The 18,745-nt window shown below is 73.8% G+C and carries 20 protein-coding genes; 9 read left to right on the forward strand and 11 right to left on the reverse strand.

Translation table 11 applies throughout. The features are described from left to right. Positions 1-426: 426 nt before the first annotated feature. Positions 427-1,056, reverse strand: a complete 630-nt coding sequence (locus tag ACI79U_RS20260) for an alpha-ketoglutarate-dependent dioxygenase AlkB (RefSeq protein ID WP_457071999.1) — start codon at positions 1,054-1,056, stop codon at positions 427-429. A 53-nt stretch (positions 1,057-1,109) separates the two neighbouring features. Beyond that, a complete protein-coding gene (locus ACI79U_RS20265; protein WP_457071997.1) occupies positions 1,110-3,362 on the reverse strand; it encodes a RecQ family ATP-dependent DNA helicase in 2,253 nt (750 codons plus the stop codon). A 78-nt stretch (positions 3,363-3,440) separates the two neighbouring features. On the opposite strand from ACI79U_RS20265, the gene ACI79U_RS20270 reads away from it, so the two are divergent. Genes ACI79U_RS20270 through bar form a run of 4 tightly spaced genes read left to right on the forward strand, consistent with a single transcriptional unit; the run spans position 3,441 to position 7,031 of the window. Further along, the gene (locus ACI79U_RS20270) at positions 3,441-4,268 is read left to right on the forward strand and encodes a PHP domain-containing protein (protein ID WP_457071994.1); all 828 of its coding nucleotides are present in this window, start codon (positions 3,441-3,443) and stop codon (positions 4,266-4,268) included. Positions 4,269-4,317: 49 nt separating this feature from the next. Next, on the forward strand, positions 4,318-4,884 hold the full coding sequence (locus tag ACI79U_RS20275; protein WP_457071991.1) for a hypothetical protein: 567 nt from the start codon (positions 4,318-4,320) through the stop codon (positions 4,882-4,884). A gap of 46 nt (positions 4,885-4,930) precedes the next feature. After that, a complete protein-coding gene (gene arcC / locus ACI79U_RS20280; RefSeq protein WP_457071988.1) occupies positions 4,931-5,881 on the forward strand; it encodes a carbamate kinase in 951 nt (316 codons plus the stop codon). A gap of 46 nt (positions 5,882-5,927) precedes the next feature. Continuing rightward, positions 5,928-7,031, forward strand: coding sequence for a barbiturase (gene bar, locus ACI79U_RS20285; RefSeq protein WP_457071985.1), 1,104 nt, complete (start codon positions 5,928-5,930; stop codon positions 7,029-7,031). A 60-nt stretch (positions 7,032-7,091) separates the two neighbouring features. Here bar and ACI79U_RS20290 read toward each other — a convergent pair whose 3' ends face one another. The 3 genes from ACI79U_RS20290 to ACI79U_RS20300 form a co-directional block, all read right to left on the reverse strand. Continuing rightward, the gene (locus tag ACI79U_RS20290) at positions 7,092-8,153 is read right to left on the reverse strand and encodes a leucine-rich repeat domain-containing protein (RefSeq protein ID WP_457071982.1); all 1,062 of its coding nucleotides are present in this window, start codon (positions 8,151-8,153) and stop codon (positions 7,092-7,094) included. Between the two features lie 100 nt (positions 8,154-8,253). Beyond that, a complete protein-coding gene (locus ACI79U_RS20295; protein WP_457071980.1) occupies positions 8,254-9,033 on the reverse strand; it encodes an SDR family NAD(P)-dependent oxidoreductase in 780 nt (259 codons plus the stop codon). A 40-nt stretch (positions 9,034-9,073) separates the two neighbouring features. Further along, positions 9,074-9,649 (reverse strand): TetR family transcriptional regulator, encoded by a 576-nt coding sequence (locus tag ACI79U_RS20300; protein WP_457071977.1) that lies wholly within the window; start codon positions 9,647-9,649, stop codon positions 9,074-9,076. A 105-nt stretch (positions 9,650-9,754) separates the two neighbouring features. Between ACI79U_RS20300 and ACI79U_RS20305 the strand changes: the two genes are divergently transcribed. Beyond that, positions 9,755-10,567, forward strand: coding sequence for a mycofactocin-coupled SDR family oxidoreductase (locus tag ACI79U_RS20305; protein WP_457071974.1), 813 nt, complete (start codon positions 9,755-9,757; stop codon positions 10,565-10,567). Between the two features lie 12 nt (positions 10,568-10,579). On the opposite strand, the gene ACI79U_RS20310 is transcribed toward ACI79U_RS20305, so the two are convergent. The 4 genes from ACI79U_RS20310 to ACI79U_RS20325 are packed head-to-tail and all read right to left on the reverse strand — an operon-like array spanning position 10,580 to position 12,567. After that, the gene (locus ACI79U_RS20310; protein ID WP_457071971.1) at positions 10,580-11,002 is read right to left on the reverse strand and encodes an organic hydroperoxide resistance protein; all 423 of its coding nucleotides are present in this window, start codon (positions 11,000-11,002) and stop codon (positions 10,580-10,582) included. Positions 11,003-11,028: 26 nt separating this feature from the next. Beyond that, positions 11,029-11,562, reverse strand: coding sequence for an RNA 2'-phosphotransferase (locus ACI79U_RS20315; RefSeq protein ID WP_457071968.1), 534 nt, complete (start codon positions 11,560-11,562; stop codon positions 11,029-11,031). Between the two features lie 31 nt (positions 11,563-11,593). Then, positions 11,594-12,295 carry a lysophospholipid acyltransferase family protein gene (locus ACI79U_RS20320; RefSeq protein ID WP_457071965.1) on the reverse strand — a complete coding sequence of 234 codons (702 nt, stop codon included), beginning with the start codon at positions 12,293-12,295 and terminating at the stop codon, positions 11,594-11,596. Positions 12,296-12,300: 5 nt separating this feature from the next. Then, entirely contained in the window at positions 12,301-12,567 is a 267-nt protein-coding gene (locus ACI79U_RS20325) for a hypothetical protein (protein WP_457071962.1), read from the reverse strand. Positions 12,568-13,054: 487 nt separating this feature from the next. On the opposite strand from ACI79U_RS20325, the gene ACI79U_RS20330 reads away from it, so the two are divergent. Together ACI79U_RS20330 and ACI79U_RS20335 are read left to right on the forward strand one after the other, a co-directional pair. Beyond that, complete coding sequence (locus ACI79U_RS20330) at positions 13,055-13,483, forward strand: hypothetical protein (RefSeq protein WP_457071960.1); 429 nt, start codon at positions 13,055-13,057, stop codon at positions 13,481-13,483. A 60-nt stretch (positions 13,484-13,543) separates the two neighbouring features. Beyond that, a complete protein-coding gene (locus ACI79U_RS20335) occupies positions 13,544-14,266 on the forward strand; it encodes a hypothetical protein (RefSeq protein WP_457072825.1) in 723 nt (240 codons plus the stop codon). A gap of 21 nt (positions 14,267-14,287) precedes the next feature. On the opposite strand, the gene ACI79U_RS20340 is transcribed toward ACI79U_RS20335, so the two are convergent. Then, positions 14,288-15,691, reverse strand: coding sequence for a DUF1116 domain-containing protein (locus ACI79U_RS20340; RefSeq protein WP_457071955.1), 1,404 nt, complete (start codon positions 15,689-15,691; stop codon positions 14,288-14,290). Further along, positions 15,688-17,157 carry an FdrA family protein gene (locus ACI79U_RS20345; protein ID WP_457071952.1) on the reverse strand — a complete coding sequence of 490 codons (1,470 nt, stop codon included), beginning with the start codon at positions 17,155-17,157 and terminating at the stop codon, positions 15,688-15,690. Before ACI79U_RS20345 ends, ACI79U_RS20340 begins: the two co-directional genes overlap by 4 nt. Positions 17,158-17,329: 172 nt before the next feature. Between ACI79U_RS20345 and ACI79U_RS20350 the strand changes: the two genes are divergently transcribed. Continuing rightward, positions 17,330-18,205 (forward strand): FAD binding domain-containing protein, encoded by an 876-nt coding sequence (locus ACI79U_RS20350; protein WP_457071949.1) that lies wholly within the window; start codon positions 17,330-17,332, stop codon positions 18,203-18,205. Next, on the forward strand, positions 18,202-18,745 hold a 544-nt coding region (locus tag ACI79U_RS20355), incomplete at its 3' end, for a (2Fe-2S)-binding protein (protein ID WP_457072826.1). The genes ACI79U_RS20350 and ACI79U_RS20355, both read left to right, overlap by 4 nt.

The following is an 18,745-nucleotide window of genomic DNA, read 5'->3' on the forward strand; positions in this document are numbered from 1 at the left end:
CTGAGCCAGGATCAAACTCTCCGTAGATGAATTCAACCCACAGCTGAGAACCAAGAGTTGGCACTCTCGATATCAATCAACCAAAGGAATCCCCGACCCGATCACCGAAGCAACCAGGCCAAAAGGGAGTTTAACTATATGGCACTGACTTTCAGCACGCTGTTGAGTTCTCAAGGAGCGGACGCGCACGAAACCCGACCGAATCTCTTCGGCCATCGTTCGCGGCGGCTTGTTCCACTGTACACCGAGTTCCGCAGCGGCTCACCCTCGGGGGGTTCGGCCGGCGGTTTCCCAGGCCTTGCGGCCCGGTCCGTTCTCGCTCGGTGCAGAAGGAACATTACACGCCCTCAGAGGGCCCTGCAAACCGGGGGGTCCCCCGGGGCCTGCCGCGAACCCTCCCGCCCCGCTGACCTGGGAGAACGGCGCTCAGGCCACCCCGCGGGGCCGGTACTGGACGCTCACCCTCGGCCCGACCGGCTTCGTCGTCTTCGGGATGCAGTGCTCCCAGGTGCGCTGGCAGGAGCCGCCCATGACGACGAGGTCACCGTGCCCGAGGGGGAAGCGGAGGCTCTCGCCGCCACCGACCGGGCGGAGCAGCAGCGGCCGCGGCGAGCCGAAGGAGACGATCGCGACCATGGTGTCCTCCGTGCGGCTGCGCCCGATGCGGTCGCCGTGCCAGGCGACGCTGTCCCGCCCGTCGCGGTAGAGGCACATGCCCGCGCTGACGAAGGGCTCACCCAGCTCCGGGCCGTAGTGGTCGTTGAGGCTGCGCCGGGCCCCGGTGAGCAGTGGGTGCGGCAGCTGCTCATCACCGCCGAACCACCGCAGCAGCCGGGGTACGGCGACCTCCCGGTCGTACATCTGCCGCCGATCGGCCCGCCAGCCGATGTCGCCCAGCAGCACCTCGAGCACCGAGTCCGAGCCCTCCACCCAGCCGGGCAGGTGGTCGACCCAGGCTCCCCGGCTCAGCTGGTGGCGGGTGACCCGGCCGGCGAGCGGGGTCAGTTCCGGCTCCTCGGCGACGTCCCACATGGACGGCTGGTGCGCGAGCGACATGGCAAGACGTTACCGCGGGTTTCGCACAGCTGTTCGAAAACCTGTGGACAACCTCAGGCGGAGAGCGCGAGCACGAAGGGCAGCACCGAGCCGGCGCCGGCCAGCCGCAGCTCCCGGCCGGCGACGGTCATGGTCCAGCGGGAGTCGGCGAGGTCGTCGACGAGCAGGACCGGGGCGTCACCGACCCGGGCGAGCTGCTCGCGCAGCTCGGGTCCGACCACGATCCGCTGCCAGACCCCGGCCAGCCGGAAGGCGCTGTTGCCCCCCGGTCCGCCGGTCGGCCCACCGTGCGCGAGGTCGAGCGTGCCGAGGTAGGGCAGCCGGCCCATGCGGGCCAGCCCCTCGGCCACTCCGGTGACCAGGGCGGGCCGCCGGCGCGACGGCATGGCCACCACCGCAGCCGGGCGCTGCGCCCAGTCCCAGGCGCCCAGCACCCGCCCGCAGGCCTTGAGCAGGTCCTCGTCCGGCGGTGCGTCGTTGGGCAGCCCCGGACGGATCACCCGGTGGCTCACGTCGTTGGCGGCATCCGGGTCCTCCTCGATGGGCGGGGCCTCGAGGTCCTCGGCCAGGGTCGCCACCCCGCCGACCCCGTCGTCGCCGAGCAGGCTGCGCAGCCGCTGGCCCCAGCCGAGGTCGGTGAGCCGGGCGACGGCGCGTCCAGCGGTGACCTGCTCGCCCGGCGCGATCTTCCCCTTCACCTCCACCCCGAGCCGGTCGGCACCGGTGGGCCACTGGGCGCGCGGGGCCAGCTCCACGCCGGGCCGGTCCAGCCGGGCCGAGGCCGCCTCGGCCGCGCCGGCCGGGACGTCGGTGGCGTACCAGGGGCCGGCGCACACGTCGCAGCGGCCGCAGGGGGCGGCCGTCGGGTCGTCGAGCGCCTCCTGCAGGAAGGCCATCCGGCACTCGGCGGCGTCCACCGGCTTGGCGTAGGCCAGCATCGAACGCTGCTCGGCCTCCCGGGTGGCGGTGACCCGGGCGTACCGCTCGGCGTCGTAGACCCACGGGACGCCGGTGGACCGCCAACCACCCTGCACCCGCTCGACCGCCCCGTCGACGGCGAGCACCTTGAGCAGCAGTTCCAGCCGGGATCGGCGGACGTCGGCGACCGTCTCCAGCCGGGCCACCGACCAGGCCTTGCCGTCGGCCATGGCGGTCAGCACCGCGGCCGCGTGGTCCTCCCGCGGCATCGACGAGGTGGCGAACCACTGCCAGATGGCGATGTCCTCGGGGCCGGGCAGGAGCAGCACGTCTGCATTGGCCACGGCGCGGCCGGCACGACCCACCTGCTGGTAGTAGCTGACCGGCGACGAGGGCGCGCCCAGGTGGACGACGAACCCCAGGTCCGGCTTGTCGAAGCCCATCCCCAACGCCGACGTGGCGACCAGGGCCTTCACCCGGTTCTCCCGCAGCGCCTCCTCGGCGTCCTTGCGGTCGGCGTCGTCCAGCCGTCCGGTGTAGGCCCGCACCTCGTGCCCGGCGTCGCGCAGCAGCGCCGCGGTCTCCTCGGCCGCGGCCACGGTGAGCGTGTAGACGATGCCGCTGCCCGGCAGGTCGCCGATGTGCGCGGACAGCCAGGCCAGCCGCGCCCGGTCGGTGTCCAGCCGCAGCACGCCCAGCCGCAGCGAGTCGCGGGCCAGCGGCCCGCGGACCGTGGTGACCTCCACCCCGCCGGCGCCGAGCTGCTCGGCGACGTCGGAGACCACCCGCTCGTTCGCCGTCGCCGTGGTGGCCAGCACCGGGGTGCCCGGCGGCAGCTGGCCCAGCAGGTCGCGGATCCGCCGGTAGTCGGGGCGGAAGTCGTGGCCCCAGTCGGAGACGCAGTGCGCCTCGTCGACCACCAGCAGGCCGCAGCGCGCGACCAGGCCCGGGAGCTGCTCGTCCCGGAACCGGGGGTTGGTGAGCCGCTCCGGGGAGACCAGCAGGACGTCGACGTCGTCGGCGGCGAGCCGGGCGTTGATGTCGTCCCACTCGGTGACGTTCGAGCTGGAGATCTCCACCGCCTTGATGCCCGCCCGGGCGGCGGCCGCCACCTGGTCGCGCATCAGCGCGAGCAGTGGGCTGACCAGCAGCGTCGGGCCGGCACCGCGGCGGCGGAGCAGCGCGGTGGAGACGAAGTAGACGGCCGACTTGCCCCAGCCGGTGCGCTGCACGACCAGTGCACGCTGGTGCCGCTCGACCAGGGCGGTGACGGCGGCGTCCTGCCCCTCGCGGAAGACGGCGTCCGCCCGCCCGATCAGCTCACGCAGGACGCCGAGCGCCTCGTCGGCAGTGTCATGGCCGAGGCCGGTCTCGACAGCGGTGCTCATGCCCCCGACCGTAGGCGCCGGGACCGACAACGGGACCCGGTGTGCGGTGACTGTGGACGAACGGTTGGATGGCGACTGATGCTGCCGCCGGACAACCACGTGCACAGCGAGTTCTCCTGGGACACCGGGCCACGGGCCTCGCTCCTGCGGGCCTGCGCGCGCGCCGTGGAGATGGGGCTGCCCGCGATCGCCTTCACCGAGCACCTGGACTTCACCGTCTGGGACGCCGCCGACCGGGCCTCCGCGCAGGGCCTCACCGACCGGCACCCGGCCAACCAGCTGCCGATCGACGTCGACCTCTACGCCGAGACGATCTGGGAGGCCCGGCAGCGGTACCCCCAGCTGCGGGTGTGGTCGGGGGTGGAGGCCGGCGAGCCGCACCTGTTCGGGGCGAGCGTCGCCGCGCACCTGACCGCCTCGCCGGTCGACCGCATCCTGGGGTCGCTGCACTCCCTCCCGGTCGACGGCCGGCTGATGGGGGTCAACCGGCTGCTGCACGCGCCGGGGATCGACGTGGTGGCCACGATGCGCCGCTACCTCACCGAGATGGTCGGGATGATCGAGGCCAGCGACGTCTTCCAGGTGCTGGCGCACTGCGACTACCCCCGGCGGTACTGGCCCGGGGGGCGTGACGCGTACCCGGAGGCGGCGTTCGAGGAGGAGTACCGGGCGGTCTTCCGTGCGCTGGCCGGCAGCGGCCGGGCCCTGGAGGTGAACACCACCAGCCCGCTGTGGTCGGTGGAGCTGCTGCGCTGGTACCGCGAGGAGGGCGGGGACGCGGTGAGCTTCGGCAGCGACGCGCACCAGCCACACCTGGTCGGGCAGCGCTTCGACCTCGCGGTCGACGTCGTCGAGCAGGCCGGCTTCCGACCCGGGCGGGACCGGTTCGACTTCTGGCGCCGCTGAGCAGGACCAGGTGGTCACGGTCGGGTCCCGGGCTGCCGAGAACACCGATGTGACCGATCTGCAGACCACCCAGGCCGCCGTTCCGTTCGCGGAGCTGGCCGCTGCGGGGCACGCGTGCGTCGAGCGCCTGCACGACGAGGCCATGCAGCTGATCGCCGAACTCGCCGAGCACTGGGACGAATCCGAGCCCGCCCCGGTCGAGCCGGCCGACGAGGCCGCCCACCAGGACGACGCGGTTCAGGACGACGCGGTTCAGGACGACGCGGTGCAGGACGACGCGGTGCAGGACGACGCGGTGCAGGACGACGCGGCTCGAGACGACCCGGTGCAGGACGACGGACCCACCGACGAGACCGCCACCCCGGACCTCGAAGCCCAGGACGACGAGCCGGCCGACGACGCCGCTGCACACGAGGACGGTGCTGACGAGGACCGTGCGGACGAGGACCGTGCGGACGGGGAGGCGCCCGAGGAGATCCGGGTGCTGCTGCCCTCCGAGCTGCCGGCGCTGCCCCCGCTCCCGGCGCACCGGGACGCCGTGCGTCTGGCCACCGCCGTCACCGACGAGTTCGCCCTCCCGGTGACCGAGGACGCCGCTCTCACCGTCGCCGCCTGACGCAGGTACTTCACCGCTAAGGCACTCTCCCGCTAGGGTCCGGCGGGTGACCCTCTCCCGCCGCGTCGTCGTCGCCCTGGGCGGCAACGCGATGACCGGCCCCGACGGGTCGGCGACGCCCGGTGCGCAGCGCGACGCGATCGCCGTCGCCGCCGGGCACCTGGCCGCCGTGGTCGCGACCGGGGTGGCGGTGGTGGTCACCCACGGCAACGGCCCCCAGGTTGGGAACCTGCTGGTCAAGAACGAGCTCGCGGCCCACGAGGTGCCACCGGTCCCGCTGGACTGGAACGTCGCCCAGACCCAGGCGACCATCGGGTTCACCGTCGCCGACGAACTGGACGCCGCCCTCGCCGCCCGCGGGCTGCCCCAGCGCACCGCGGCCCTGGTCACGCGCACCCTGGTCGACCCGGCCGACCCCGGGTTCCGGTCGCCGACCAAGCCCGTCGGCCGGCACCTGCCGCGGGAGCGCGCGGAGCACTTCATCGCGCTGGGCCAGGTCTGGGAGGACCGCGGGGAGCGTGGCTGGCGGCGCGTGGTCGCCTCCCCCGAGCCGCAGTCGGTGGTCGACGTCCCGGCGATCCGGGCGCTGGCCGCAGCCGGGTTCGCCGTCGTCTGCGCCGGTGGCGGGGGTGTGCCGGTGATCGACGACGGCAGCGGCGGCGCCCTGCGTGGCGTCGAGGCGGTCATCGACAAGGACCTGACGGCGGCCCGGCTCGCCGCGGACCTGGACGCCGACACCCTGGTCATCGCCACCGACGTCCCGAACGTGATGGTCGACTTCGGCACGCCGGCCGCCCGGCCGCTGGGCCGGGTCACCGTCGCCGAGCTGCGGGCGCACGCCGCGGCCGGGCAGTTCGCCCGCGGCAGCATGGGCCCCAAGGTCGAGGCCGCGCTCCGCTTCGTCGACCGCCGGCCGGGCGCCCGCGCCGTCATCACCTCGCTCGAGCACATCTCCGACGCCGTCACCGACGACGTCGGCACCGTCCTCACGGATTGACCTGCCACCCACCCCAGGCAGCCCACCCCAGGCAAGGAGAACCCGCATGCCCGCACCGATCGAGGTCCGCAAGGTCCCGCTGCACAACGTCAGTGACGCCTCCGAGCTGGCCAAGCTCATCGACGACGGGGTCATGGAGGCCGACAGGGTCGTCGCCGTCATCGGCAAGACCGAGGGCAACGGCGGCGTGAACGACTACACCCGGATCATCGCCGACCGGGCCTTCCGCGAGGTGCTGCTGGAGAAGGGCAGCCGCTCCAAGGAGGAGGTCGGCGACATCCCGATCGTCTGGTCCGGCGGCACCGACGGCGTGATCAGCCCGCACGCCACGATCTTCGCCACGCTGCCCGAGGAGTCGGTGGAGAAGACCGACGACCCGCGGCTGACCGTCGGGTTCGCGATGAGCGAGGTGCTGCTGCCCGAGGACATCGGCCGCATCGCGATGGTGGAGAAGGTCGCCGAGGGCGTGCGCCGGGCGATGGCGGCCGCGGGGATCACCGACCCGGCCGACGTCCACTACGTGCAGACCAAGACGCCGCTGCTGACCATCGAGACGATCCGCGAGGCGAAGTCCCGCGGCAAGGACACCTACTACGACGAGCCGCACGGCTCGATGGACCTGTCCAACGGGACGACGGCGCTGGGCATCGCGGTGGCGCTGGGCGAGATCGAGATGCCGACGCAGGAGCAGGTCATGCGCGACCTGTCGCTGTTCAGCGCGGTCGCCTCCTGCTCCTCGGGCGTGGAGCTGGACCGGGCGCAGATCGTCGTCGTCGGCAACGCCCGCGGACACGGCGGCGCCTACCGGATCGGCCACTCGGTGATGACGGATGCGCTGGACCAGGACGGCATCTGGAACGCGATCCGCGCGGCGGGGCTGGACCTGCCCGAGCGGCCGCACGTCAGCGACCTGGGCGACCGGCTGGTCAACGTATTCCTCAAGTGCGAGGCCGACCCGACCGGCTACGTGCGCGGCCGGCGCAACGCGATGCTCGACGACTCCGACGTCTTCTGGCACCGGCAGATCAAGGCCACCGTCGGCGGCGTGGCCGCGTCGGTGACCGGCGACCCGGCGGTGTTCGTGTCGGTGGCCGCGGTGCACCAGGGCCCGAGCGGCGGCGGCCCGGTCGCCGCGATCATCAAGGTCTGACGCCCCCGAGGTCTGCGGTCTCGTGGTCTCCCCAGCCGGACAGCCACGAGACCGCAGACCTCAGCGGGCGAAACCGCCCACGTACACGCCGGCGGACTGCAGCTCGGCCACCCCGGGGAGATCGGACGACAGACCCTGCAGGTCGACGCCGGTCAGCACCGGCAGCCGCAGCAGCGGCGTGACGTCGGTCAGCGGGTTCCGGCCGAGCCACAGCTCGCTGAGGTGCGGTGCACCGGCCAGCCCGCGGACGTCGCTGATCCGGTTGCCGTCGGCGTAGAGCACCCGCAGCACCGGAGCCGAGCTCAACGGCCCGAGCTCGGTGACCTCGTTGTCGGACATCCGCAGCTCGTCGAGGTACTGCAGCCCGCCCAGCGGTGCGAGGTCGCGCACCTGGTTGCCCGTGAGGTCGAGCCGCTCCAGCCCGGTGAGGGCGGCGAGCGGCGCCACGTCGGTGACCCGGTTGTCCCCGAGGCCGAGGAACCGCACCGTCGGCACCTCCGCCAGCGGCGAGAGGTCGCTGACCGCGTTGCCGAAGAGGCCGAGGTCGCTGAGGTGGGGCAGGCCCGCGAGCGGGGACAGATCGCTGACCTGGTTGTTCGTCAGCGTGAGGGTCGAGAGCAACGGGAGTCCGCGCAGCGGCGAGAGGTCGGTGACCGCGTCCTGGGAGAGGTCGAGGGTGGACAGGTGGTCCTGGTCCTCGAGCCCGGTGAGGTCGGTGACCGCGTTGTCGCGCAGGTCCAGCGTGATCAGCTGGAGCTCCGCCAACGGCGCGAGGTCGCGGATCCGGTTCCCCGCCAGGTGCAGGTCCAACAGGGCCGACGCGTCGGCCAGCGGGGCGAGGTCGCTGACCTGGTTGCCGGTGAGGTCGAGGCTGACCAGGCCGGAGAGCCGGTCGACGCCGGTGAGGTCGGTGACGGGGCCGAACCGCGAACAGGTGAGGCTGGTGATCGCGCGCAGGTCCGCGGCCGACACGTCGGCCTCCGGATCGGCGACCTCGCCCTGCCCGAGGGCGGCGGTGACGCAGCGGGCGAGCGCGGGGTCGGGGAACGACGCGGCCACCGCGATCCGGGGTGCGGTGTCCCGCCACCAGAACAGGGCGACCGCGCCCAGCAGCACCACCACGACCGCACTCCCGGCGAGGACCGTCCGCCGGGACGGCCGCCGCCGGAGCGCGAACTCTAGGGAACGCCTCCGACCGGAAGGCCGGCCGACGCGCCGGTGATCAGGGCAGGATCGCGTCGACGTAGCCGCCGTCGACGCGCAGCGCTCCCCCGGTGGTCGCCGAGGCCAGCGGCGAGGCCAGGTAGACGCACATGTTCGCGATCTCCTCGGGTTCGATCAGCCGCTGCAGCAGCGACTGCGGGCGGTGCCGCAGCATGAACTCCCGCTGGGCCTCGTCCCACGGCAGGTCCCGGCCGACCAGCGAGTACACGAACTCCTCGACGCCCCCGCTGTGCGTCGGTCCGGCGATCACCGAGTTGACGGTGACCCCGGTGCCGGCGGCGTCCTTGGCGAAGCCGCGGGAGACCGCGAGCAGCGCGGTCTTGGACATCCCGTAGTGGATCATCTCGGCCGGGATGGTCACCGCCGAGTCGCTGGCGATGTACTGCACCCGTCCCCAGCCGCGCGCCTTCATCCCGGGCAGGTAGGCGCGGGTGAGCCGCACGCCGGTGAGCACGTTGGTCTCGAAGTAGCGGCGCCACTCGTCGTCGGTGATCTCCAGCGCCGGCCTGGCGCCGAAGATGCCCAGGCTGTTGACCAGGACGTCGACGTCGGGCACCGCCGCGAGCAGCGCCGCCGTCCCCTCGTCGGTGGTGACGTCGCCGGCGACGGCGGTGACGTCACCGGCGATGCCGTCCGCCGCGGCGTCGAGCCTCGCGGCATGGCGGCCGGTGAGGACGACGGACGCACCGGCCGCCGCCAGGCCCTGGGCGATCGCCAGCCCGATGCCCTGCGACGAACCGGTGACCAGGGCACGCTTCCCGCTGAGGTCGATCTGCACGGTCAGGTCAATCCACCGCCGCCCCGCGGTGTTCCGCCGGTCAGCGGAAGGCGGGCGCGAGGGCGTCGAAGCCCCGGGCGACCGCGGGCAGGAAACCCGCCGGGTCGTTCTCGGGTGACCAGGTGGCGAACGCGGTGGCGACCGCCGCACCGGCGGCGTGCACGGCCAGCAGCGACGGGAACGGGTCACCGGTCCCCCGCCGCTGGGCCCAGCGTTCCATCGTGACCTCGACGAACCGGTAGGCCGAGCGGACGTAGGCGGCCAGCTCCGGATCGTCCACCAGCTGACGCCGGACCGCGGCGAGCTCCAGCGCCCGGTCCCCGCCGAGGAAGCCGAGCCAGACCCCGCGCAGCGCGGCCCAGAGGTCGGGCTCGTCGTCGGCGGCGGCGAGCAGCTGGTCGAGCCGCTCGGCGTCGTCCGGGTCGGGGTCGAACAGCGCCGCGGCCTTGGTGGGGAAGTGGTTGAAGAAGGTCCGCCGGCTCACGCCGGCGGCGGCGGCCACGTCGTCCACCGTCACCGCCGTGAAGCCCCGCCGCCCGACCAGGTCGACGGCCGCGGCCTGCAGGGCCCGCCAGCTCTCGCGGCGCTGCTGCTCGCGGGGAGGGAGGCGGCTCACGGACGCACGCTAACCGGCCTTGCCCCCGACCCGATCGCGGATAGGGTGAGGCGGCTCACGTTGCACTGAGTGCACCGAACGTCGTCGACCCCAGGGAGAGCAGGCATGACCGCTGGTCGTTTCGAGGGCAAGGTCGCCCTCATCACCGGAGCCGCACGCGGGCAGGGCCGGGCGCACGCCGTCCGGCTGGCCAGTGAGGGCGCCGACGTCATCGCGATCGACGTCAACAAGTCCGCGGCGACGACGGCCTACCCCGGCCCCACCCCCGGCGACCTCGCCGAGACCGCCCGGCTGGTCGAGGAGCAGGGCCGGCGGGTGGTGGCCCGCGAGGCCGACGTCCGCGACTTCGCCGCGCTGAGCGCAGCCGTGCAGGAGGGGGTCGCCGAGCTGGGCCGGCTGGACGTGGTGATCGCCAACGCCGGGATCTGCTCGGCGAACCCCTCGTGGGACATCTCCGTCGAGCAGTGGCAGGAGACGATCGACACCAACCTGACCGGGGTCTTCTTCACCGCGAAGGCGACGGTGCCGGTGCTGATCGAGCAGGGCACCGGCGGGTCGATCGTCATCACCAGCTCGGTGGCGGGCCTGCGCGGACTCCCCTTCCTCGGGCACTACGCGGCGAGCAAGCACGGCGTGGTCGGGCTGGCGCGGTCGATGGCCAACGAGCTCGGGCAGCACGGCATCCGGGTCAACACGATCCACCCGCACGGTGTCGCCACCGGGATGACCGTCGACGACCTGCAGCCGCTGATCGCCCAGCACGCCGCCACGCTGGGACCCATCTTCATGCAGACGCTGCCCGACCCGGTCTCCCAGCCCGAGGACATCGCCGACGCCGTGGCGTGGCTGGCCTCCGACCAGGCCCGGCACGTGACGGGGATCCAGCTCCCGATCGACCTCGGGACGCTCACCCGCTGAGCCCGGCCCGGGTCAGGCGACGGTCGTCTCCAGCGTCACCGGCACGTTGCCGCGGGTGGCGTTGGAGTACGGGCACATCTGGTGGGCGGCCTCGACCAGCGCGTCCGCGGTCGCCTGGTCGACGCCGCCCAGCTCGACGTGCAGCGCGACCTCCAGCCCGAAGCCACCGGCGTCGTTCCGCCCGATGCCGACCTCGGCGGTGACCGCGGAGTCGGAGATCGGCGCCTTCCGCTGGCCGGCGACGGCCTTCAGCGCGGAGTGGAAGCAGGCGGCGTACCCGGCGGCGAACAGCTGCTCGGGGTTGGTCGCGCCACCCGGGCCGCCCATCTCCTCGGGCACCGCGAGGTCGAGGTCGACGAAGCCGTCGTCGGAGCGGGTGCGGCCGTTGCGGCCGTCCCCAGTCGAGGTGGCGACGGCGGTGTAGACGGCGGGCATGGGACCTCCTGGCTCGGGGCTCGGACTCAGCGCCCCTGCCCGCTCGTTGGTCTGTCCAACCGCTGGAGGTACCGCGGCGGGACGGCGTCGACCAGCCACACGCCGTTGGCCGAGCGGCTGAACACCGCGCCGTCGGCGGCCAGCCCGGCGGCGTCCACCCGCAGCACGACCGGGTTCCCCCGCCGGGCGCCCACCGTCCGGGCCGTCGCGACGTCCGCGCTCAGGTGCACCGCGTGCCGGTTCCCCGGCCGCAGCCCCTCGGTGAGGATCGGGGCGAGGAACCGCTCGACCGTGCCGTGGAACAGCTCGGCCGGCGGGGCCGCCGCGACGTGGCCCAGGTCGACCGGGACGCTGTGCCCCTGGCTGGCCCGGATCCGGGTCCCGGTGGGGTCGAGGGCGAACCGCTGCTTGTCGTTGCCGGCGACGGCGTCGTCCAGCTGGGCCCTCGTGAGGTGCAGCGCCCGGAGCACGTCGTCGACGTCGACCCAGCCGGCGTCGTCCAGGGTGAGCCCGACGGCGTCCGGTCGGTGCCGGAGCACGTAGGACAGCCGCTTGCTCACCCGGACGACGTCCGGACCGGGCCCGGGGGCCTCAGGCCGCCCGCCCACCGGCCTCGGCCTCGGCCTCGGCCTTGACGTCGGCGGCGAACCGGTCGACGTACTCGTCGCCGGAGAGCCGCTGGAGCTCGGCCATGACCTGGTCGGTGAGGCGGCGGAGCACGGCGCCGTCGTCGGCCGATCCGCGCTCGGCGGAGAAGTCCATCGGTGGGCCGAACCGGATGACCACCCGCCCGGGCCGGGGCAGCCGGGCGCCGGCGGGGTACAGCGCGTGGGTACCGATGACGGCGACCGGCACCACCGGGGCGCCGGTGGCGAGCGCGAGCCGCGCCACGCCCGTCTTCCCGCGGTGCAGCCGGCCGTCGGGCGAGCGGGTGCCCTCGGGGTAGATGCCGAGGAGGCCGCCGTCGGCGAGCACCTCCCGGCCGCGCCGCAGCGCCGCCTCCGCGGCCGAGGCGCCGCCCCGGTCCAGCGGCACCATGCCGATGCTCTCCAGCAGCAAGCGCATGGCCTTGCCGGGCAGTCCGGGCAGGGTGAAGAACTCGCTCTTGGCCAGGTACGTCACCCGGCGGCGGAGGAGCACCGGCGGGAAGAACTGGTCGAGGGTGGAGGGGTGGTTGCCGGCCAGGATGACCGGCCCGGAGGCCGGGACGTGCTCGGCGCCCTCGACCCGGGGCCGGAAGAGGGCCAGGACGGGCGGCCGGACCAGGGCCCGGACGACCGGGTAGGCGTCCACCGGGATCAGCGCTCGTCCGGCGCGCGGCCGGCGTGGTCGACCAGCTCGGCGGCGCTCTCCGGCCCGCCGTGCCGGCGGGCGCAGGAGGCGCAGCAGAAGAAGACGCCGTCGGCCTCGACGCCGTGCCCGACCACCTTCACCCCGCAGTGCTCGCAGACCGGCGCGAGCGCGTGGATGGCGCACTCGAAGCTGTCGAAGGTGTGCACCGCGCCGGCGGCGTGCACCTCGAAGCTGAGCCGGTAGTCGTTGCCGCAGACCTCGCAGCTGGCCATGGGCGTCCCTCCGTCGGTGTTCCGACCGGGTTCCCGGTCGCATGCGTCGCGCACTACCCGGCGGCAAGAGGAGATAACGAGCGGGGTGCCGATCCGCCGACGGCCACAACGGGCGGACCAGTTGTGTCGGCAGCAGGTGAGACAAATGCGCATGGCCGTTCAGGGACCATCCCACCCCCAGCGACGCCGCTGGCCGAACAGCGATCAACACTCGGCGGCTCACCGCAGTTCGGCGTCGCCCGTCCCCCCGATCAAGAAGCACGCTCGCTTCCGGGATCAACCACGCGGCCCTGTTCTCTTCGTCGACGACCCCGACGACTGGAAGGCGTTGCGCGCGGCCGGGCGCAACGCGCTGCGCTGCCCCGAGCCCGGGTGCACCGCCGTGTTGACCACACGTGTGTCGTCCAAGGGCACTCGTTCGCTCGCCTACGTACCGCAACAGCAGTGCGGCCACGACAACTGGACTCCCTCAGGAGGTGGCGGCCCGATGAGTGAGCAGCACCGTTGGCTTCAGCGCCGACTCGTGTCAATGGCGCGACGCATGGGCTTCGATCCTGTTCCTGAGCACCCGCCCACCCGGGCGGATGTCTTCGTTCCCGAGGCGGCGACCGCCATCGAGGTTCAGCTGCGTCTCACCGAGTTCGAGAGCCGGTCGGCAGCACGCCTGGCAGCCGGCGCCACCACTGTCTTGTGGATGCTCGCGCCAGAGGCGCTCCCGAATGGCCATCAGCACCATCTCTTCCAGCGACCAGCCGTCCGCTGGAGAGCGGTGCACCGCTTGACGAAGGCAGAGGTGAGGCCGTGGGAGGACGGCTCCACGGACCGGGACGCGCGCGTCCAGGTATACGGGACGGTCGCAGTTGCGGTGGGCGGCTCGGGCACGCCGGCGCTGTCCACTCGACCCATGGACGGATAGGCATTCCTCGAGGAGGTCCTGCGTGGGGCGCGCACCTGGGTACCTCCGGGTACGCCTGGTATGCCGGCGAACCGACTCGGCCTCGTCAGCAGCGGCGGCTGGGTGCGCCCGGAAGACCTGTTCGCTGCGCAAGACGTTCCGCGGGTGGCGCCGGACGACTCCATCGGCGACGCGCGGGCGACGGCCGCCCCAGCCTCGGGAGTCGACACCCCAGCACCGGTCGCACAGCGCAGGAGCACCGAGGATGAGAACCCGGCGGAGGGGCTCGCCGCGGTCCGGGTGGCCAGCAGCGGGGCGCCCGATGAGGACGCCGGCGTGGCCGTCGACGGCTGGCCGGAGTACGTCCCCGAGTACCGGATCGTGCCCGTCGACCGGCTGCCCCGACCACGCCCCTTCCGCACCGACTGCATGGGCCCCCGGCCCGCAGTCCCGCGGCGACGGTGGTGGCAATGGTGGTCACGGCAGCTCCCGGCGGCCCCAACGCCGAGGCTGGTGAACTGCTGCTGGTACCACTGCGGCGACTGGTCGCTCGCCTGCGACTTCGCCGTCACGGAGGTCCGGCGCGCACTGGCCTCAGGTGCGACCGGGTGGACCGTGCGCGACCGCGTGATGGCAGCAGTCAGGGAGTCGGTGACGGACCCGTGGCAACTGCAGGCCATCGAGAGCCTGATCGATCCCGCCACGGCGATAGTCATCGACGAGCCGTCGAACGCGTACGTCAACGGGCAGCATCGGGCCTTCGCCATGCGCGACCAGGGCGTCACTGAGACCGTCGTGCTGTGAGGCCCGGCCGGCTTCACCGCATCAGGCCACCGAGCGGGACTCCTCGGCCAGCACGGCGAGCGCCTGCTCGAAGCACTGCTGCGGCGGCTGGACCAGCCCGGCGCCCACCTGACCGGTGCCGGCGACCCGCCCGGCCATGCCGGTGTTGATCTGCGGCAGCCAGCCGGTGCGCGCCACCTGCAGGACGTCGATCCCGGTCGGCGAGCCGCGGAAACCGAGGATCGGGATCTGCATCGCCGGGTTCTCGGCCAAGGTGAGCTGGTACATCCGCTCGGTGGTCGCCAGCGCGTCGGGCACGGAGCCGCCGACGAACCGGACGATCGCCGGGGCCGCGGCCATGGCGAACCCGCCGATGCCGTAGGTCTCCATGATCGCGGAGTCGCCGATGTCGGGGTTGGCGTCCTCGGGGCCGAAGTCGCCGAGGAACAGCCCCACCGGGGTGTTGGCCGGGCCGGTGAACCAGCGGTCACCGGTACCGGCGGTCTGGATGCCGAACTCGGTGCCGTTGCGCGACATCACGGTGACCATCGTCGAGCCGGGGACGTCGCGGGCGGCGTCCAGCGCGAGCTTCGCCGACGGCATGCCGAGGTTGAGGAAGAAGTGCTCGTTGCCGCCGATGAAGGCCAGCGCGGCCGCGATGTCGGCGGACGGCGCGTCGACGGCGACGATCGCCGGGGAGAGCTCGCGCAGGGTCATCAGCGACCCGGCCCGGTTGCGGTTGTGCCCCTCGTCGCCCATCTGCAGCATCTGCGCGAGCACGGCCTTGACGTCCAGCGGCTCGGTGCGCGAGCGGACGGCCTGGGACAGCAGCGGGCCGAGGACGTCGCGCATCCAGGCCAGCCGGGTGAGCACCTCGTCGTTGAAGGCGCCCATCCGCAGCACCTTGCCCAGGCCCTCGTTGAGGTTGCAGTAGGCCTGGCCACCGTGCACCGGGTCGGTGAGGCACCACATCCACATCGACGGGCTGGTCACCCCGGCCATCGGGCCGACGGCGCGGTGGTGGTGGCAGGACTCCAGCGTGATCTCGCCGGCGGCGAGGATGCGATCGGCGTCCTCGACCGACGACGCCCAGCCCTCGAACAGGCAGGCGCCGATGAGCGCGCCGCGCATCGGGCCGGACGCCGTCTCCCAGGTCAGCGGCGGACCGGAATGCAGCAGCGTGCGGTCGCCGATGTCGAGTACGTCGCGCGCGGGCCGGACGTCGACCAGGTGGGAGCCGGCGGCCAGCAGCCGCTCGACCGCCGTCCGGTTGGCCGAGGCGCGGCGCTGGTCGAGCGCGAGCTGGGCGATGTCCTCCGCGGCACCGAAGCCCGGCGGGCGCCAGTCGACGTCGGTGACCGACGCGCCCTGGGCCCGGACGGCGGAGGAGAACACCTCGACCCCCGCGGCGACGATCGCGGGCGCTGCCGACAGCAGGGGATTCACGACTGGTCTCCGATGAGGTCGAGGGCGTACCGGGTGGCCTGGGCGTTGCTGGCGAACACCGCGGCGCCGGCCTCGGCGAGCGCGTCGGCCTGCCGCGACCAGCCCTGCGGGTCGGCCTCGGTGCCGACCAGCGCGACGACCACCGGAAGCCCGGCCGCCTGCAGCGCGGGAGCCAGGGTGGCGGCCGGGTCGGGGTCGGCGCCGTAACCGAGGACGACGTCGAGCAGCAGGACGGCGGGCTCCCCGCTCTGCGCCAGGGCCGCGATCGCCTCCAGCCGCAGCGTCGGGTCGATCATCGGGTGCGCCCGGCCGACGGTGAGCGCGTCGTCGCCGAAGTCGACGACCACGTGGCCGCGGGCCCGCAGGTCGGTGCCGAGGTCGAGCTCGGGCCGCAGCGGGATGTTGGAGCGGACGTCGCCGAGCGTGGGGGCGGCGAGCAGCATCGCCTCGTCGGCGAGCGTGCCGCCGGAGTAGAAGCCCTTGAGCACCGCACCCGGCGGGACGGCGTCGGCGGCGCCGGGGCGCGCGGGCCACTCCGGGACGGCGACGCCGAGGTCGCCGAGGAGCGCCTCGACCGCCGCGGTGAGGTCCGGGGACTCGGGCGACAGCGCGGCCGACCGCACCGGCGTGGCCAGCCGGCCGGCGGCCTGCCACACCCGCTCGGCGACCTCGGGCGCGGGCGGCTTGGAGACCAGCAGCACGCGTTCGGTGGCCGGGTCCTCGTCGAGGGCGGCGAGCGCATCGAGGGTGGACAGCCCACCGACCGCCGTCGACAGGTCGCGGCCGCCGACACCGAGCACGTGCGAGACACCCACGCCGGCGGCGTCCAGCAGGCAGCTGACCTGCTGCGCGCCCGTGCCGCTGGCGGCGACCAGGCCGACCGGGCCGCGGCGGACGACGTTGGCGAAGCCCAGGGCGACGCCGGAGACGATCGCGGTGCCGCAGTCGGGGCCCATGACCAGGACGCCGGCCTCGTGCGCGGCGCGCTTGAGGGCGACCTCGTGCTCGACGGGCACGCCGTCGCTGAAGACCAGCACGCTGCGGCCGGCGGCGATCGCGTCGGCGGCCTCGGCGACGGCGTGCTGCCCCGGGACGCTGATGATGGCCAGCGCGGGGTCGGGGGCGTCGGCGAGCGCGGCGCCGACGGTGCGGGCCGGGATCGCCTGGGCCGAGCCGCGGTCCTCGCGGGCGGTCAGCGCGGCCTCGACGGCGGCGACCGCGGCGGTCAGCTCGGCGTCGTCGGTGGCGCGCAGCGCGATGAGCAGCTGGTCGGGCGCGGCCTCGCCGTCGGGGGCCAGGCCCATCCCGGTGGCGAGCTCGAGGTTGAGCGGCGTGGCCATCGCGACGAGCACCGCGGTGACCCCGTCACGGCCGCCGATCTCGCGGCTGACCTGCATCAATCGCACCGAGTCGGCGTAGACGCCGCTGCGCAGGGAGACGTGCCGGACGCCCGGGGAGTCGCTCACCCTCGCGGACGCTACCGGAGAGATGTCTCAGCGGTGAAGTAGTTGGCCCGACCCCTCGTCGCCGCAACGAAGATTTAGCACTGAGGTACTTCCGCCTCCCGGACGGCGGTGACAGAGTGACGCCTTCCACACCCCGCCGTCCGCGATCGAGCCCGGAGGTGACCCGCACCCGGTGAAGCCCGCCCCGTTCGGCTATGCCGACCCGTCGTCCGTCGAGGAGGCCCTGCGCCTGCTCGACGCGGAGGGTGCCAAGGTGCTCGCCGGCGGCCAGTCGCTGCTGCCGCTGCTGTCCATGCGCCTGGCCGCGCCGACGACCCTGGTCGACATCAACCGGGTGCCCGGGCTGGACCGGATCGACGCCTCCGCCGACGGCGTCCGGGTCGGCGCCCTGGTGCGACACGCGGCCCTGCTCGCGTCGGCCGAGGCCGCCGCCGTCCAGCCGCTGCTGGGCCGGGCGACGGCGAACGTCGCGCACCCGGCGATCCGCAACCGGGGGACGACGGTCGGCTCGATCGCGCACGCCGACCCGTCCGGGGAGATGACCGCGGTGCTGGCGCTGACGGACGGGTCCGTCACGGTCGCCACCCCGGGCGGGCCGGAGACGATCGGCTGGCGGGACTTCTTCGTGGGTCCGCTGGAGACCTCCGTGCACGGACCCGCCGTCGTCGTCGACGCGTTCTTCCCGGCGCTGCCGGACCGCTCGGGGACGGCGTTCGCCGAGATCGCCCGGCGCAAGGGCGACTACGCGGTGTGCGGCGCCGCCGTCGTCGTCACCCTGGACGAGGACCGCCGGGTCACCGCCGCGCGGGCGGCCTACCTGTCGGTGGGGCTGGTGCCCGAGGTGCACGACCTGACCGACGCGGTGGGTGGCCGGCCGGTCGACACCGCCGACTGGACGGCGGCCGGCGAGCTGGCCCGCGGCCTGGTCGAACCGGACGGCGACCTGCACGCCAGCGCCGACTACCGCAGGCTGCTGGTGGCCACGCTGACCGCCCGCACCCTGGCGGACGCCGCGGCCGAGGCCACTTCCCGGACGGAGCAGGCATGACCGAGCAGACCCGGCAGATCACCGTCGTCGTCAACGGTGTTGCACGTGAAGCATCGGTGCCGGTGCGCTGGCTGCTCTCCGACGCGCTGCGGCACGAGTTCGGGCTGACCGGCACGCACGTCGGCTGCGAGCACGGGGTGTGCGGGGCGTGCACGGTGCTGGTCGACGGCCAGCCGACCCGCTCCTGCCTGGTGCTCGCGGTGCAGGTCGACGGGCACGAGGTGACCACCGTCGAGGGGCTGAGCCGGCCGGACCACCAGGGCGGGGAGGTGCTGCACCCGATCCAGGAGGCGTTCCGCGAGTGCCACGCCCTGCAGTGCGGGTTCTGCACACCGGGCTTCCTGACCACGATCGCGGCGGGCCTGGACGCCCGCGACCCGGCGGTGGAGATCTCCGAGGAGGAGGTCGACGAGCTGGTCGGCGGCAACCTGTGCCGCTGCACCGGCTACGCCAACATCAAGAAGGCCTGCCGGCACGCGGCCGAGACGATGCGTGAGGCGTCCGGGGCAGAGATGGCCATCTCTGCCCCCGACGGCCCGG

This window comes from Modestobacter sp. SYSU DS0904, assembly GCF_054051115.1.

What these genes read in the sequence shown, in the direction of transcription:
- ACI79U_RS20310 (WP_457071971.1), bottom strand. Translation starts at nt 11,002, where the DNA reads ATGCCCGCCGTCTACACCGCCGTCGCCACCTCGACTGGGGACGGCCGC.
- ACI79U_RS20270 (WP_457071994.1), top strand. Translation starts at nt 3,441, where the DNA reads ATGCTGCCGCCGGACAACCACGTGCACAGCGAGTTCTCCTGGGACACC.
- bar (WP_457071985.1), top strand. Translation starts at nt 5,928, where the DNA reads ATGCCCGCACCGATCGAGGTCCGCAAGGTCCCGCTGCACAACGTCAGT.
- ACI79U_RS20330 (WP_457071960.1), top strand. Translation starts at nt 13,055, where the DNA reads ATGAGTGAGCAGCACCGTTGGCTTCAGCGCCGACTCGTGTCAATGGCG.
- ACI79U_RS20265 (WP_457071997.1), bottom strand. Translation starts at nt 3,362, where the DNA reads ATGAGCACCGCTGTCGAGACCGGCCTCGGCCATGACACTGCCGACGAG.
- ACI79U_RS20260 (WP_457071999.1), bottom strand. Translation starts at nt 1,056, where the DNA reads ATGTCGCTCGCGCACCAGCCGTCCATGTGGGACGTCGCCGAGGAGCCG.
- ACI79U_RS20325 (WP_457071962.1), bottom strand. Translation starts at nt 12,567, where the DNA reads ATGGCCAGCTGCGAGGTCTGCGGCAACGACTACCGGCTCAGCTTCGAG.
- ACI79U_RS20305 (WP_457071974.1), top strand. Translation starts at nt 9,755, where the DNA reads ATGACCGCTGGTCGTTTCGAGGGCAAGGTCGCCCTCATCACCGGAGCC.
- ACI79U_RS20335 (WP_457072825.1), top strand. Translation starts at nt 13,544, where the DNA reads ATGCCGGCGAACCGACTCGGCCTCGTCAGCAGCGGCGGCTGGGTGCGC.